General features: G+C 69.7%; 12 protein-coding genes. 3 read left to right on the top strand and 9 right to left on the bottom strand.

Annotation, left to right across the window (positions count from 1 at the left end):
- Nucleotides 1-45: 45 nt before the first annotated feature.
- The 6 genes from G7043_RS08735 to G7043_RS08710 form a co-directional block, all read right to left on the bottom strand.
- Nucleotides 46-816 carry a S1 family peptidase gene (locus G7043_RS08735; RefSeq protein WP_166045088.1) on the bottom strand — a complete coding sequence of 257 codons (771 nt, stop codon included), beginning with the start codon at nucleotides 814-816 and terminating at the stop codon, nucleotides 46-48.
- 131 nt (nucleotides 817-947) lie between these two features.
- Nucleotides 948-1,988 (bottom strand): class II fructose-bisphosphatase, encoded by a 1,041-nt coding sequence (glpX, locus tag G7043_RS08730; protein ID WP_166045087.1) that lies wholly within the window; start codon nucleotides 1,986-1,988, stop codon nucleotides 948-950.
- A 67-nt stretch (nucleotides 1,989-2,055) separates the two neighbouring features.
- The gene (locus G7043_RS08725; protein WP_086662806.1) at nucleotides 2,056-2,271 is read right to left on the bottom strand and encodes an exodeoxyribonuclease VII small subunit; all 216 of its coding nucleotides are present in this window, start codon (nucleotides 2,269-2,271) and stop codon (nucleotides 2,056-2,058) included.
- Nucleotides 2,268-2,612: a sugar ABC transporter substrate-binding protein gene (locus G7043_RS08720; RefSeq protein WP_242642073.1), complete on the bottom strand. Its 345-nt coding sequence runs from the start codon at nucleotides 2,610-2,612 to the stop codon at nucleotides 2,268-2,270. The genes G7043_RS08725 and G7043_RS08720 overlap by 4 nt, the downstream gene beginning before the upstream one ends.
- Complete coding sequence (gene xseA / locus G7043_RS08715) at nucleotides 2,602-3,840, bottom strand: exodeoxyribonuclease VII large subunit (protein WP_166045086.1); 1,239 nt, start codon at nucleotides 3,838-3,840, stop codon at nucleotides 2,602-2,604. Before xseA ends, G7043_RS08720 begins: the two co-directional genes overlap by 11 nt.
- The gene (locus G7043_RS08710; RefSeq protein ID WP_166045085.1) at nucleotides 3,837-4,328 is read right to left on the bottom strand and encodes a lipid droplet-associated protein; all 492 of its coding nucleotides are present in this window, start codon (nucleotides 4,326-4,328) and stop codon (nucleotides 3,837-3,839) included. Before G7043_RS08710 ends, xseA begins: the two co-directional genes overlap by 4 nt.
- A gap of 64 nt (nucleotides 4,329-4,392) precedes the next feature.
- Between G7043_RS08710 and G7043_RS08705 the strand changes: the two genes are divergently transcribed.
- On the top strand, nucleotides 4,393-5,337 hold the full coding sequence (locus G7043_RS08705) for a 4-hydroxy-3-methylbut-2-enyl diphosphate reductase (protein ID WP_166045084.1): 945 nt from the start codon (nucleotides 4,393-4,395) through the stop codon (nucleotides 5,335-5,337).
- On the opposite strand, the gene G7043_RS08700 is transcribed toward G7043_RS08705, so the two are convergent.
- The 3 genes from G7043_RS08700 to G7043_RS08690 all read right to left on the bottom strand — a co-directional run bounded on the left by G7043_RS08700 (nucleotide 5,334) and on the right by G7043_RS08690 (nucleotide 10,534).
- Complete coding sequence (locus G7043_RS08700) at nucleotides 5,334-8,711, bottom strand: nSTAND1 domain-containing NTPase (protein WP_166045083.1); 3,378 nt, start codon at nucleotides 8,709-8,711, stop codon at nucleotides 5,334-5,336. The genes G7043_RS08705 and G7043_RS08700 overlap by 4 nt on opposite strands.
- A gap of 93 nt (nucleotides 8,712-8,804) precedes the next feature.
- Nucleotides 8,805-9,533 carry a DUF6542 domain-containing protein gene (locus G7043_RS08695; protein WP_166045082.1) on the bottom strand — a complete coding sequence of 243 codons (729 nt, stop codon included), beginning with the start codon at nucleotides 9,531-9,533 and terminating at the stop codon, nucleotides 8,805-8,807.
- A gap of 89 nt (nucleotides 9,534-9,622) precedes the next feature.
- Complete coding sequence (locus tag G7043_RS08690) at nucleotides 9,623-10,534, bottom strand: DNA recombination protein RmuC (RefSeq protein ID WP_086662800.1); 912 nt, start codon at nucleotides 10,532-10,534, stop codon at nucleotides 9,623-9,625.
- Between the two features lie 99 nt (nucleotides 10,535-10,633).
- Here G7043_RS08690 and G7043_RS08685 point away from each other — a divergent pair, with 99 nt between their 5' ends.
- Both G7043_RS08685 and G7043_RS08680 read left to right on the top strand, forming a co-directional pair.
- Nucleotides 10,634-11,773: an exonuclease SbcCD subunit D gene (locus tag G7043_RS08685; RefSeq protein ID WP_166045081.1), complete on the top strand. Its 1,140-nt coding sequence runs from the start codon at nucleotides 10,634-10,636 to the stop codon at nucleotides 11,771-11,773.
- Nucleotides 11,770-14,646: an AAA family ATPase gene (locus G7043_RS08680; protein WP_166045080.1), complete on the top strand. Its 2,877-nt coding sequence runs from the start codon at nucleotides 11,770-11,772 to the stop codon at nucleotides 14,644-14,646. Before G7043_RS08685 ends, G7043_RS08680 begins: the two co-directional genes overlap by 4 nt.
- Nucleotides 14,647-14,655: the final 9 nt, after the last annotated feature.

The following is a 14,655-nucleotide window of genomic DNA, read 5'->3' as shown; positions in this document are numbered from 1 at the left end:
CTCCGTAACAGTTGGGAGACGGGCCCTCGGAATGCGTTTAGCGGACTACAGACCGCCGACGTTCGAGCTGATCCACGAGCGGTAGTACGAGACGTCCACGTAGATCGACGGAGCCACCGCGCACTGCGCGCCGCCACCGGAGCGGCTGGTCGCACCGATCAGCTCCCAGCGACCGGACACGGACTTCACCTGCGGGCCACCCGAGTCGCCGTAGCAGGCGCCCTTGTTGCCACCGGTGTTGTTGGTGCAGATCTCCGACGCGGCGCTGATGCCGGAGCAACGGCTGTCCGCCACGATCGACGTGTTGAGCTCCTGCAGGGTCACCGGGGCACCACAGGCGCCGCGGACCGGGCAGGTCTGGCCCCAGCCGATGATGCGGGTCGCGGTGCCGACCGGGCCGGACGCCGCCGAGATGGCGATCGGGGCCTGGCTGACCGAGGTGTTGAGCTGCACGACCGCGAGGTCGGCCGACGGGTGCAGGATGATCCGCGAGGCGCCGGTGGTGGTGCCGCCGCTGGTGCGGTTGGTCGTGCCGATCCGGGTGCGGATCGACGCCGCCGACGAGCCCTGGACGCAGTGCTTCGCCGTCACGACCCAGTTGGCCTTGACCAGCGACGCGCCGCAGAAGTGGCTGCCCGAGGTGCTCTGCAGCGACACCATGAACGGGTAGACCTGAGACGCGTTGGTGCCGCCGACGATCATCGGCGAGACCTCGCCGTCAGCGGTGGGAGCCGGAGCCGCGGTGGCCGCAGCGGCCGAAGCGAGCAGGGCGCCCGCGGCCACGACGACTGCGGAGAACAACGAACGTGCCCTCATCGTTGAATGTCCTTTCCTGAACCCGGCGCAGGGTTGCCGGGGTCAGGTCGGAAACTAAGGACGAAAGTGACTTCGTCACTAGGGTCACTCGGAGGGTGACTGTCCGTTGACGGTTCACACCTTCACAAGGACTACGGCAGCGGCTGCTGCGCGTCCTCGGGCAGATCGAAGTCGACGCTGGCGTATTCGCGCAGCTTGTGCAGGCTGTGGAAGCCGTCGATCATCCGCACGGTGCCGGACTTCGATCGCATGACGATGGACTGGGTGGTGCAACCACCCGCCCGGTAGTGCACACCGCGCAGAAGGTCGCCGTCGGTCACGCCCGTGGCGCAGAAGAAGACGTTGTCGCCCGCCACGAGATCGTTCGTGGTGAGCACGCGGGACAGGTCGTGGCCCGCGCCGATCGCCTTCTCGCGCTCCTCGTCGTCCTTGGGCCACAGCCGGCCCTGAATGGCGCCACCGACGCACTTGAGCGCCGCCGCCGCGATGATGCCCTCGGGGGTGCCACCGATGCCGATGAGCATGTCCACGCCCGACGTGGGGCGTGCGGCCGCGATGGCGCCCGCGACGTCGCCGTCGGAGATGAAGTGGATGCGGGCGCCCGCGCGGCGGACCTCCTGCACGATCTCCTGGTGCCGGGGGCGGTCCAGGATGCACACGTTCACGTCGGACACGTCGCTGTGCTTGGCCTTCGCGACCCGGCGGATGTTCTCCGCGATCGGGGCGGTGATGTCGATGACGTCGGCCGCCTCCGGGCCCACGGCGAGCTTCTCCATGTAGAACACGGCCGACGGGTCGAACATCGCCCCGCGCTCGGCCACGGCCAGCACGGCCAGCGCGTTCGGCATGCCCTTGGCCATCAGCGTGGTGCCGTCGATCGGGTCGACCGCGACGTCGCAGTCCGGGCCCTCGCCGTTGCCGACCTCTTCGCCGTTGAACAGCATGGGCGCCTCGTCCTTCTCGCCCTCGCCGATCACCACGACACCGCGCATCGAGACGGTGTGGATCAGCTTGCGCATCGCGTCGACCGCGGCGCCGTCACCGCCGTTCTTGTCGCCGCGTCCCACCCACCGGCCGGCGGCCATCGCCGCTGCCTCGGTGACGCGCACGAGCTCCAACGCCAGGTTCCGGTCCGGGGCTTCGCGACGTCGTTCCGCGGGGGTGTTCACCATTGCGCGCCTCCATGCGACTACTCAGCGTGCCGGATTTTGTGATCGGCAACTGAATCCTTGCACGGGATCACGCCTCGGAAACGTCCTCCTCGACCACAGCGAGAGCTGCATCGATTCGCTCACGTGCGCCGGCGAGATGCTGCTCACAAGTCTTGGCGAGCGCCTCACCGCGTTCCCACAGGGCGAGTGAGTCCTCCAGCGAGAGGCCACCGGCCTCCAGCTTGCGGACCACGTCGACCAACTCGTCACGGGCGGCTTCGTAACCCAGTGTTTCCGAACTCACGCGGACTGGCTCCTCAGACGGCTCAACACGGTCGCGACGGCCAGGTCGTACCCGACCAGCGCCTCCGCGAACTCCTCGCCGTCACCCTCTCGCACCGCCTCGTCGATGAGCGCCTCGGCCTCCGCGACGCGCCGGTACTGCACCGTCCCAGCGGTGGCCTCGCTCAGATCGTGCAACGTGAGGATCAGCGTGCGGCGGCTCTTGCTGTCGCAGTCGCCCACCAACGCCGTCCAGCACTCCGCCGCGGCCCTGTTCGCCGCCTCCGCCTTGTGTCGCAGTCCCGTCGTGCAATTGCCGGCCGCCTCCATGGTCAGGGGCAGGAACACGGCATCACGCATCATCGGTACCTCCCCCTTCTGCCTTGGTGACCAGTGCCTGCACTGCTCCGTCAACGACGCGTACCCGCAGCTGTGTTCCGCTCGGGGCGTCCGTCACAGACCGCAACACGCCGTCGGGCCCATCAGGTGTGACGAGTTGCACAACGGCGTATCCGCGGGCCAGCGTGGCGGCTGGTCCGAGGGTCGTCAAGCGGGCTTTCGTCCCTGACAGGTGGACGTCTTCCCTGTCGAGACGTTGCGTGACGGCCCTACGGCCTTGGTCGCGAAACCGATTCACTTCTTCGGCTCTGCGGTCCAACGGGCCGTACGGGTCCGAAAGTACTGGTCGGGAGCGCAGCGCGTCGAGCAGTTTGCGTTCCCGGTCGACCCAGCCGTGCAGCGCGCGCCGTCCGCGATCGCGCATCTGGCGAACGCGTTCACTCTCCTCAGCGACATCGGGAACCACCCGTTTGCCTGCGTCGGTGGGCGTCGAACAACGCAGGTCCGCGACGTGGTCGAGCAGCGGGGTGTCCGGTTCGTGCCCGATCGCCGACAGCACCGGCGTGCGGCACTGGGAGACCGCGCGGCACAGCGCCTCGTCGGAGAACGGCAGCAGGTCCTCCACGCTGCCGCCGCCGCGGGCGATGATGATCACGTCGCACTCGGGATCGCGTTCCAAAGTGGACAACGCGGTCATCACCTGGGTGACCGCCATCGGGCCCTGCACGGCGACGTTGACGACGCGGAAATGCGCTCCGGGCCAACGGTTGCGCGCGTTCGTGAGCACGTCTCGTTCCGCCGCCGACGCACGCCCGGTGATGAGCCCGATCTTGTTCGGCAGGAACGGCGGCCGGCGCTTGCGGCGCGGGTCGAACAGGCCCTCGGCGTGCAGCAGCTTGCGCAACCGCTCGATGCGCGCCAGCAACTCACCGACGCCGACCGCGCGGATGTCGTCCGCGCGCAACGACAGCGTGCCGCGGTTCGGGTAGAAGCTGATCTTGCCGTGCGCGATCACCCGGCTGCCCTCGGTCAGCTGCAGCTCGCGGATCATCGAGGCGTTGCAGGTGATCGACATCGACATGTCGACGCTCGGGTCGCGCAGCGTCAGGAACGCCGTCGAGCTGCGTGCGTTGAGCTGCGTGACCTGGCCCTCGACCCAGACGTCACCGAGCCGGTTGATCCAGTCGAGCAGCTTGCGGGCGACCGTCCGCACCGGCCACGGGTTCTCCGGCGTGGACTTTCCCTCGGTCACTGAGCTTTGACCGTGGCGATCCGGCGGTTCAGCATGCCGACGAACTCGGGCCTGGACTCGTGCGCCTGCTCGTAGCGCAGCAGTTCTTCGAGCTGCTCCACGTCCAGGTTGCGCAGCCGGGCGCGCAGCTGGGCGATCGACAGGTCGTCGTAGGCCGGCAGGAACTCGGGCACCTCGGCGATCGCCCGCTCCTCCTCTTCCCACGGATCGTCAGCGGGAATCTCCGGAGAACTCGTGACCGGCGTCTCGTCCTCGTCGAACGTCGCCCACTCCGGCTCTTCCTCCGCCGGCCTCAGTCCGGAGAGGACGTCGTCACCCTTGATGGCGAGTTCGGTCACATGCTGCTGCACGCGCATGGACAACTGCATTGCCTCGCTGACCACCGTGAGGGGGAGTCCGGCGAGCTGCTGCGGCAGCTTGCGCGCCTGTTCGAGGGCGGTCACCGCGAGTCCGGCGGCGACGCGGACACCCAGAGGCAGTGGCTTCATGCCCGTAAGCCTGCCGCAACTGCGCGCCGAATGCACTGGCCCGAGCCCTGGGTACCCTGGAGGCATGCCCAAGCGAGTCCTGTTGGCGAAGCCGCGTGGTTACTGCGCGGGCGTTGATCGTGCCGTGGAAACGGTCGAGCTCGCCCTCGAGAAGTACGGCGCACCCGTCTACGTGCGCAAGGAGATCGTCCACAACAAGTACGTCGTGGAGACGCTGTCCGACCGCGGTGCCATCTTCGTCAACGAGACCGACGAGGTTCCTGAGGGCGCACTCGTGGTGTTCTCAGCACACGGCGTGTCGCCGGCCGTGCACGAGGAAGCCGCGAACCGTTCGTTGCGCACCATCGACGCCACGTGCCCGTTGGTGACGAAGGTCCACAAAGAAGCGGTGCGGTTCGCCAAGGAGGACTACGACATCCTCCTGATCGGCCACGAGGGCCACGAGGAGGTCGAGGGCACCGCGGGTGAGGCCCCGGACCACGTGCAGCTCGTCGACACCGCCGAGGACGCGGCCAAGGTCGAGGTGCGCGACCCGTCGAAGGTCATCTGGCTGTCCCAGACCACGCTCTCGGTCGACGAGACCATGGTGCGCGTCCGGCAGCTCAAGGACCGCTTCCCGGAACTGCAGGACCCGCCGTCCGACGACATCTGCTACGCCACCTCGAACCGCCAGACCGCGGTGAAGACGATGGCGCCGTCGTGCGACCTGGTGTTGGTCGTGGGCTCGAAGAACTCCTCCAACTCGGTCCGGCTGGTCGAGGTCGCGCTGCAGCACGGCGCCAAGGCCTCGTACCTGATCGACTACGCCAAGGAGGTCGACCTGGCGTGGCTCGAGGGCGTCGAGACCGTCGGCGTCACGTCGGGCGCGTCGGTGCCGGACCTGCTGGTGATGGAGCTGCTGAAGTTCCTGGAGACGCACGGCTACGACTCGGTCGAGGAGATCACCACGGCGAACGAGAAGATCGCCTTCTCGTTGCCGCGCGAGCTCCGCAAGGACCTCGTTCGCTAGTTCTCGACGATTCTGAGGGCCTGGGCCATGTCCAGGCCCCACACCTGGATCGCGTCCGCACCGGCGGACACCAGTTGTGAGCCGTCCGGGCGCCACGCCACGTGCGTGACGCCACGGCTGTGTCCGCGCAGGGTTGCCCACGCCGTTCGTTCGCGCACGTCCCACACGATCACCGAACGGTCGGTGCTCCCGCTGGCGAGCCGATTGCCGTCCGGGCTGAACTCCAGGGCCTTGACCGCGTCGGTGTGCCCGCGCAGCTCGCCGATCTTCTGCCAGGTGCCGGTGTCCCACAACGCGATCAGGCCGTCGTCGCCGCCGGTCGCGAGAATCGTGCGACCTGGGGACAGCGCCAGTGCCCGCACCGCCGCGGAGTGCGTGCGGGGCAGCGCCATGTTCTGGTTGTCGATGTCGTTGTCGCGCACCAGCACCTCGCCGTCCTCGCGGGCGAACACGAGCTGGTTGTCACTTCGGCCGAACGAAACGGCGGTGCGCGGGCCGCTGGAGTCGCCGCCGATGAAGTCCGGCTTGCTCTCCTTGTCCAACGACCACAGGGCGTCGGGTTCCGCGGAGCTCACCACGGCGATCCGGTTCTCGCCGAACGCGATGCCCGTGGTCGTGCTCCCGGCCGGAACCGCCGGTTTGCTGACCGTCTCGCCGGTCATCGCGTCGCGCACCTGGAGTGCGCCGTTCATGACGACCAGGTCGTGGTTCTGGCTGAAGCGGCCCGAACGGCTTTGCGGCACACCGGTTTCGACGCGTTTGACAGTGCGCAGCGTGCTGTCCCGGCGTTCGATCACGCCGGCGTCGTCGAGGGTGACGATCGTGCCGTCGTCGTCGACGGTGAGCGCGCGGACGGTGTAACCGGCGGTCCGCGGCACGCTGCCGGGCGGCCAGAACCGCAGGGCTCGCGGGGTGAGCACGGCCAGCCCGCCGTCCGGCGAGAACTTCACGCTCCTGGCCGGTTCGTTGATCGTGATCGTCGTGATGGCGTTGCCGTGTGCGACGTCCCAGATGTGCGCGCGGCCGTCCTCACCGCCGGAGACCAGCATGCTGCCGTCCGGGCTGAGCGACAGACTGTTGACGACGCCGGTGTGCGCGGGTGGCGTGGCGACCACGGCGCCGGTCGCGAGGTCCCGGACCTGCACCTGGCCTTCGGTGGTGGCGAGCGCGGCCAGCTTGCCGCCGGGCAGCAGCCGCACCCTGGTGATCTCACCGGACTGCACCTGCAGGCCACCGGTGCGTTGCTGCGTCCGCAGGTCCCACAACGCGATGGAGCCGGCGGTCACCAGCGCGAGCACCCGGTCGTCCGCGATGTCGAACGGGCCGTTGATCGCCCCGACCGGCAGTGAATGGCGCACCTGGCGGGTGGCGAGGTCCCAGACGTCGCCACCGACGACGAGGGAGCGGCCGTCCGCGGTGAAGGCGACGCCACCGCGCGTGCCCTGGCGCTGGAGCACGACCTGCTGGGCGTCCGGGCCCGCCCACAACACGATCCGGCCGTCGTGCAGGCACACCGCGATCGTGCGGCCGTCCGGAGCGATGTCCCAGGAGAAGACCACGCCGGTCATGCTCGGACGCCACCTGGCCTTCAGCGACAGGGTGGCCGTGTCGTGCACGACCAGGCCTTCCGGGCCCATCAGGCCGATGAAGTCCTTGCCGAACCCGAAGCTCCACCCGCCGAGGTGGTCGAGCCTGCGTCCACGTGCGGACGCGGACGCGCTCAGCACACGGCTGCGCGCCTCCGGCGTCGGGTAGGTCCGGTAGGCCTCGGCGGCCTTGCGGGCGGACTGGCGGGGGTCGCTGACGACGAGTGCTTCCGACGCCGCCGCGAGTTGCTGCGACTGCGTGATGAGGCCTAGCCGTTCGACCTCACGGCGCTGCTGGACGGCGACGACGGCGCTCGCGGCGGTGGCCACCAGCAGGGCCGTCAGCCCGCTCGCGATCCAGCGCAGGCGACGGTTGCGACGGCGTTCCAGCGACTTCGAGGCGCCGATGAACTCGCGTTCGGTGGCGGTCAGCTCCGGCTTGGTCCGAGTGATCCACTCGGAGGTCTCGATGAGCCTGGTGTTGCGGTAGAGCGAGTCGGCGTCCCGGCCCAGCTCCGCCCACGTGCGCGCGGCGTCGGTGAGCCTGCGGTGCGTGCTGAGGCCCTCGCGGTCCTCGTCCAGCCACGCCCTGAGCCTCGGCCACGCCTGGAACAGGGCCTCGTGCGTCACCTCGACCGTGTGTTCGTCGACGGTGATCAACCTGGTGTCGGCGAGGACGTCGAGGACCTCCTCGCCCACGACGTCCTGGCGAGGGACGGGACGTTTGGTGCCGTCGGCGCTGAGCCGGAGCAGGAGTTGCTTGGCCAGCCGCTGTTCGGCGTCGTCCAGGGTGGCGAACGCGGCTTCGGCGCTCTGCGCGAGCGCTCCCTGGATGCCGCCGGCGGACTGGTAGCCGCCCAGGGTGAGGGTGTTGCCACGTCTGCGGTGCCACGTCTCCAGCAGCGCGTGGGAGACGAGGGGGAGCACACCGCTGCGTCCCGCGGCCTCGGCCACGAGCGTGGTCAGCAGGGCCGTTTCGACGGTGCAGCCGACGGTCGCGGCGGGCTGGGTGATCGCGCGGCGCAGTTCGTCCGGGGTCATCGTGCCGAGCAGCACCTGGGCGTCGGTCAGCGCGTCCGCGAGCTTCGGGTACTGGGCGCAGTGCGGGTAGAAGTCCGACCGGACCGCGATCACCTTCTTGCAGCCGGCGGTGAGCAGCGCGTCGAGGAACGCCGTGCGCTGGACCTCGTCCTCGCAGAGCGTGAAGAGCTCCTCGAACTGGTCGACGACCAGCAGGTCCGGGCATCGCGCGAGCGCGTCGGCGATCGCGGCGTCGGGGTCCTGGCCGGGCGTGCACACCACCGCGTTGTCGAACCTCGCCGCGATGCCCGCCCGCAGCAGCGACGACTTGCCCTCACCGGACGCGCCGAACACGGCGAGGAACCGCTGCCGCTCCAGCCGGTCGAGCAACGTGCGGGTCAGCGCCTCACGGCCGAAGAACCGGTCGGCGTCCTCGGTGGTGAACGAGTTCAGGCCCACGTACGGCGACGGCCCGTCGACGGCCCTGCTCTGCGCCATCGCGACGGCCAGGTCGTGCCAGCGCCGCTCCCACGCGGGTTCGTCGCCGTCGCACGCCCGGACGTAGGCGAGCGTGACGTCGAGGCCGGGCAGCTTCCGCCCGCCCGCCGCGTCGGACAGCGTGCTCGCCGAGAAGTGCGCCTTGCGGGCCAGGTCCCGATAGCTCGGTTTGCCCGCATTCGTGCGCAGTTGTCTCAAATCTGCGGCGAACAGCAGCAACGGACTGTCGCCCTCGTCCAGTGGACGTTCTCCCCTAGGCATCGAACTCATGCTGGCAGAGTGCGTGCTGGCCAGGGGGTTGTTGTCCGGGATCCGTTGTACGGCGTTCGCGGGGGCGATCACGAACAACGGGCGTCGGTGAGGTTAGCGGTCCTCGCGCGGAGGGCGGGGCCTGCGCTGACCGGCCGGGCGCTCGCCACGGGCGGCACCGTCCGGACGCGGACGACGCGCGGGTGCGCCCTCGGGGCGCGGACGCCGGGCCGGGGTGCCTTCACGGCCTTCACGGCCTTCCGGACGGGGGCGGCGCGGACGGTCCTCGTCCTGCTCCTCACGCGGCCGCCGGGCCGGCTTGCTGCGCTCCCGGAGCTCCGCCTTGGCCTCGCGGAGCTCGTCCTTGGACGGCCGGTTCGGGTCCTTTTGGATGACGATCCGCAGGATGCCCACCGCGACGGTGGCCGCGGTGGTGACGGCCATGACCGGGAAGCTGTCGACCAGCGGCTGACCCAGGCCGAGCGCCATGGCGGCCAGGCCGCCCTTCTTCACGCCGCCGGTGAGCAGCACCAGCGTGGGCACCGTGGCGGCCAGGATGAGTGGCGGCTGCACCATAGGCGCGAACAGGCTGCGGCGCTGGACCAGCAGGATTCCGGCGAGCGCGCCGACGAAGAACACGGCGATGAACGTCCAGCCGACGGTCTTGCTGGAGTTGATGTCGATGAACGCGCCGATGAACGCCGGGACCAGGGCGGACAGGATGGCCGCCCACCACGGGATGCCCTTGAACTCGCCGAAGATGGCCCGGTAGTTCCACGGGACTGTGTCGTAGTCTTCGACGTCGTCCTCGAAGGCTGCTGAACGCTCGCGCAACGCACTCACGCCGCACACGGTAGCCGTTCGGCCAAACGGTGTTCGTGAGTCGGCGAGTTTCTCACCCAGAAGCAACCTTTGCGCACGCTGCGTGCGTTTTAAGCGGACTGTTCGTCCGCCCTTCGGACCAGGGGGAGGGGCGTTGGGGTGGCTGAGGCGTCGGTCAGCGGCTCGACGCTCGCCCGGAAGCCTTCCAGGGCGTCCAGTTCGCGGCGGCGCGCGCTCAGGAATCGCTGGAGGTGGGTGGTGGACAGGTTGACCGCCTCGATCGCGGTGTCGGCGGCCCGGTTGGCCCGGCCCGCCTGCAGCCTGACCTGCTCCACGTCGTCGGCCAGCGCCCGTTCGGTGACCGCGAACATGGCGCTGGAGGCGATCACGGCGAACCCGGTCGGGCCGCACAGGAAGACGCGGCGGTCCAGCAGCCAGCGCAGCAGTTCGGGGTCGGTGTCCAGGGCGGCGACCACGGCGCCGTCGTTGGGGACGAACATGATCGTGCCGTAGATGGCGTCCGCCCAGCGCTGGTAGCCCTTGCCGGCCAGTTCGGCGGCGCGCGAGCGGATGTTGCGGACGTGCACCCGCAGCGCGTCCTGACGTTCCTGCGGATCGTCCGTTTCGACCGCTTCGGCCCAGCAGGCCATGGACATCTTCGAGTCCACGGGGACCGCACGGCCGCCGCCGACGTTCAGCACCATGTCCGGACGCACGGCTCCACCACCGGCAACGTCCGTTTGCAGCGTGTAGTGGAGGTTTTCCCTCAGGCCGAGTGCGCGCGCCGTTTCTACGAGCACCTGTTCACCGAGTTCACCGCGGCCACTCACGCTGGAGAACGCCACTTCGTAGCGTTGCAGGGCTTGTTGCTGGGCGTCGTAGCGCGCGCGTTCCGTGCCGATGGCGGCGAGCGCTTCGTCGGTGCGGCGGACGCTGTCCTGGTAGAGGCGCCAGACGAACAGCAGCGCCCCGGCACTCACGAGAGCCAGGACGAGCGAGGCGGTGATGATCACTGCGGTCACGGCACCGATGATGCTCCCCCAAAGATGTTGAACTCGATCGGGTGACACGCCGGGAACCCTCCCGGAGATTTGTCAGACCCCGTCTCTACGGTTGGTGCCATGCGGATCCTGCACACCTCCGACTGGCACGTGGGGCGCACCTTCCACGGCCGCGACCTGCTCGTGGAGCAGGAGTCGGTGCTGAGCGGCCTCGCTGACCTGGTGTCTTCCGAGAAGGTCGACGTCGTGGTCATCTCCGGCGACCTCTACGACCGCGCGGTGCCGTCCGCCGACGCGGTGTCGTTGTGCGCGCGGGTGCTGATGCGGATCCGCGCCGCCGGGGCGCGGATCGTGATCACCCCGGGCAACCACGACTCGGCGGCGCGCATCGGGGTGTTCGGCGAGTTCGCCGAGGCGGGCGGACTGCACCTGCGCACGCAGATCTCGTTGCTGGACAAGCCGGTCGAGCTGGAGGACGAGCACGGGCCGGTCGCGGTGTACGGGATCCCGTTCCTGGAGCCGGAGCCCGCGCGGCACGTGCTGGGCGTGGCGGACAAGGGGCACGCGCCGGTTCTCGGTGAGGCGATGCGGCGGATCCGGGCCGATCTGGCGGGGCGTTCGGCGCGGTCGGTGGTGCTCGCGCACGCGTTCGTGACCGGTGGGGCGCCGTCGGAGTCCGAGCGGACCATCGCGGTGGGTGGCGTGCAGGACGTGTCGATGCAGGTGTTCTCGGGCGTCGACTACGTGGCTCTCGGGCATCTGCACGGTCCCCAGACGCTGGCGGAGAACCTGCGGTACTCGGGTTCGCCGCTGGCGTACTCGTTCTCCGAGGCGCGGCACCGCAAGTCGGTGTGGCTGGTCGAACTGGACGCGGGCGGGCTCGTCGGGGTGGAGCGGCGGGATCTGCCGGTGCCGCGTCCGCTGGCCTCGCTGACCGGTACGTTGGCCGAGGTGCTGGAGGATCCGGCGCACAAGCCGTTCGAAGACCACTTCCTGTCGGTGGTTCTGACGGACCAGGTGCGGCCGATGGACGCGTTGCGGCAGTTGCAGAAGCGCTTCGAGCACGCGGTGCACGTGGAGTGGCGGCCGGAGCAGGGGCTGCAGCACACCATGACGTACGCGGACCGGGTGCGCGGCCGTTCCGACGAGGAAGTGGCCTGCTGTTTCGTGTCGGACGCGCGGGGTTCGGAGCCTTCTGAAGCCGAGAAGGCGTTGTTGCGCGAGGCGTTCTCGTCGGTGGCGAGGGAGCAGGAGCAATGAGACTGCACCGCCTGGAGCTGACCGCGTTCGGCCCGTACCCGCGGCCGGAGACGGTCGACTTCGACGAGCTGGGCGCGGACGGGTTGTTCCTGCTGCACGGCGATACCGGCGCGGGCAAGACGACGTTGCTCGACGCGGTGGCGTTCGCGCTGTTCGGCCGGGTGCCGGGCGCGCGTGGCGACGTGAAGAAGCTGCGGTGCGAGTACGCCGATCCCGAGGTGCCGACGTCGGTGGAGCTGGAGCTCACCGTGCAGTCGCGGCGGTTCCGGATCGTGCGCTCGCCCGAGTTCGACCGCCCGAAGAAGCGCGGCGGCGGCTTCACCACTCAGCCCGCGAAGGCCTCGCTGACCTGGCTCGAAGGCTGGGACGGCGAGGGCATCACCCGCATCGACGACGTGGCGCGCGCCGTCGAGGACATGCTCGGCATGTCGTACGAGCAGTTCTTCCAGGTCGTGTTGCTGCCGCAGGGCGAGTTCGCGCGGTTCCTGAGGTCGGACACGGCCGAACGCGAGGTGTTGCTGGAGAAGCTCTTCGGCACCGAGCGGTTCCTCGACGTCGAGAAGTGGTTCCGCGACAAGCGGGTCGTGGCCGGTCGCGTGCTGGAGGAACGCCGTCAGGGCGCTTCCGAGCTGATGCACCGGGTGGCCGAGGCCGCTTCGGAGGAGCCGTCGTTCGAGCCGGGCTGGCTGGAATCGGTGCTGGAGCGGCTTTCTCTCGCGGTGGCCGAGGCCGAGGAGCTGTCCGTCGAAACGGCCGGCGTGGCCGACGGCGCGGACGCCCTGCTGGCCCAGGCTCGCGTGCACGCCGACCAGATCCGCCGCGTCCGCGAGGCCCGCGACCTGCTGGCTCGCGTGGAAGCCGCCGACTCGGCGTCGTGGTTCGCTGAACGCGACGCGGCCCGCCGTGCGATCCCGGTCGTGCCGGCGTTCGGCGAGATCGCGAAGCTCCAGCAGTCCTACGAGTTCGCGGTGCGCGACGAGACCCGCGCTGCGGAATCGTTGGCGCGCTTGGGTTACACCGGTTCGTCGTTGCGGGAAGATGCCGAGCGCCACCGCGAGGAAGCCGGTGGTCTGGGAGAACTGGCCGCGGAGGCCGAACGGCAGCAGGCCGACGTGCGCAAGCTGTCGGTGCTGAAGAACTCGTCGTACCAGGTGGAACGCCGTCTGCTGGCCCTGAACGCCGAACTCGAGGTGCTGCCCGAGCGCCTGGCGCAGTGCCGCCTGCAGCTGGACGCGGCCGCGGAGGCCTCGGCCCGGCTGGAGGGCCTGAAAGCCCGCGCGGACGCCGCGTCAGCGCTGCCGGACGCAGGAGTTGCGTTGGAACGCACCAAGAACGAGCTGCACCAGGCCATCGACGTCCACCAGAAGGCCAAGGACGTCCTCCAGCAGGTCCGCCACCAGCGCCTCGAGAACATGGCCATCGAACTGGCCGCGGCCCTGAAACGCGGCAAGCCCTGCGCGGTCTGCGGTTCGCCGTCGCATCCCGCGCCCGCGCAACCGATGCTGGGCGGCGTGGACGCGACCGACGAAGAGGAAGCGGCCCACGACGAACAGCTGGCCCTGGACCGCCGCAACGAGGCCGAACACGCCGTCCACGCCGCCGAACTGCGCATCCAGGCCTGCTGGGAGGCCCTGGGCTCGGACGAGCCGGCGTTCGTGCTGGCGGAGTACAACGCGGCGCTGGAGCTGGCCCGCACCAGGTCGCAGCGCCAGAACGAGTTCGTCGGCCTGGAGGCCAAGACCCGCGAGCTGGGCGCCGAGAAGGCCCAGGTCGAACAGGACCTGGTCGGCCTCCGCACCGAACACGCGTCGCTGGTCGCGGTCGTGTCGGAACGCGGTGATCGCCTGGACAAGGCCCGCGGCGAGCACGAGGACGTTCTCACCCGTCGCGACCACCTGCTGCGGCTCTCGAAGGCGTTGGTGGAGCTGGCCGATCGTCGTGCGGCCCGCGACGCCGCTCTCCAGCGCGTCGAGGAACAGCAGGCGTCGGTCGCGGCGTTGGCTGCCGAAGCCGGCTTCCCCGACGTGGACGCTGCCTTGTCCGCCGCCCGTCCCGCCATCAAGCTCCAGGCTCTCGACGAGAAGATCGCGGCCTGGGAACGTGCCCGCGCCTCGGCTCTCGCGACCCTGGAGGAACTGGCCGAGGTCGACCCGGCCACCGAGGTGGACCTGAACGAGGTGACCGCTCAGGCCTCGTCCGCCCGCGCCGCGGCTTCCTCCGCCGCGACCCGTCTGGCCCGGGCAAGGGCCGCGTTCGAGCGGGTGGGTGAGCTGGCTGCCCGGTTGCGTGCCGAGTGGAAGTCGTTGGAGCCGTTGGAGGCTTCGTACGCGGAGCTCGACGCGCTGACCGACGTCATCAACGGGCGTGGGCAGAACTCGAAGAAGATGACGCTGCGGTCGTACGTGCTGGCGGCTCGCCTGGAGGAAGTCGCCGTCGCCGCCTCCGCACGGCTGCACCGCATGAGCCAGGGGCGGTACAGCTTCGTGCACTCCGACTTGGCCGGGGCACGCGGTACCCGTGGCGGCTTGAACCTCGACGTGCTGGACGACTACTCGGGGCGGTCACGACCTGCCAAGACGTTGTCGGGCGGGGAGTCCTTCCTGGCGTCGTTGTCGCTGGCTCTCGGGCTGGCCGACGTCGTGGCCAACGAGACCGGTGGGGCGTTGCTGGACACGTTGTTCGTGGACGAGGGCTTCGGCACGCTGGACTCGGACACGCTCGACATCGTCATGAACACGTTGGACGAGCTGCGTGCCGGCGGGCGCGTGGTCGGATTGGTGTCGCACGTGGAGGAGCTGCGGCAGCGGATTCCCACTCGGTTGCGGGTGCGCAAGGCGCGTTCTGGATCCACATTGGAAGTCTCGCTGGGCTAGCCTCGGCTC

Origin of the sequence: Lentzea alba (assembly GCF_011067745.1) — a bacterium.
Classification (GTDB): domain Bacteria; phylum Actinomycetota; class Actinomycetes; order Mycobacteriales; family Pseudonocardiaceae; genus Lentzea; species Lentzea alba.
The sequence above is the reverse complement of the archived record's forward strand: the minus strand, read 5'-3'. Positions and strand labels throughout refer to the sequence as shown.

Coding starts and splice junctions, on each gene's coding strand:
- G7043_RS08720 (WP_242642073.1), bottom strand. CDS start 2,612: ATGATGCGTGATGCCGTGTTCCTGCCCCTGACCATGGAGGCGGCCGGC.
- G7043_RS08685 (WP_166045081.1), top strand. CDS start 10,634: ATGCGGATCCTGCACACCTCCGACTGGCACGTGGGGCGCACCTTCCAC.
- glpX (WP_166045087.1), bottom strand. CDS start 1,988: ATGGTGAACACCCCCGCGGAACGACGTCGCGAAGCCCCGGACCGGAAC.
- G7043_RS08700 (WP_166045083.1), bottom strand. CDS start 8,711: ATGAGTTCGATGCCTAGGGGAGAACGTCCACTGGACGAGGGCGACAGT.
- G7043_RS08735 (WP_166045088.1), bottom strand. CDS start 816: ATGAGGGCACGTTCGTTGTTCTCCGCAGTCGTCGTGGCCGCGGGCGCC.
- G7043_RS08710 (WP_166045085.1), bottom strand. CDS start 4,328: ATGAAGCCACTGCCTCTGGGTGTCCGCGTCGCCGCCGGACTCGCGGTG.
- G7043_RS08705 (WP_166045084.1), top strand. CDS start 4,393: ATGCCCAAGCGAGTCCTGTTGGCGAAGCCGCGTGGTTACTGCGCGGGC.
- G7043_RS08680 (WP_166045080.1), top strand. CDS start 11,770: ATGAGACTGCACCGCCTGGAGCTGACCGCGTTCGGCCCGTACCCGCGG.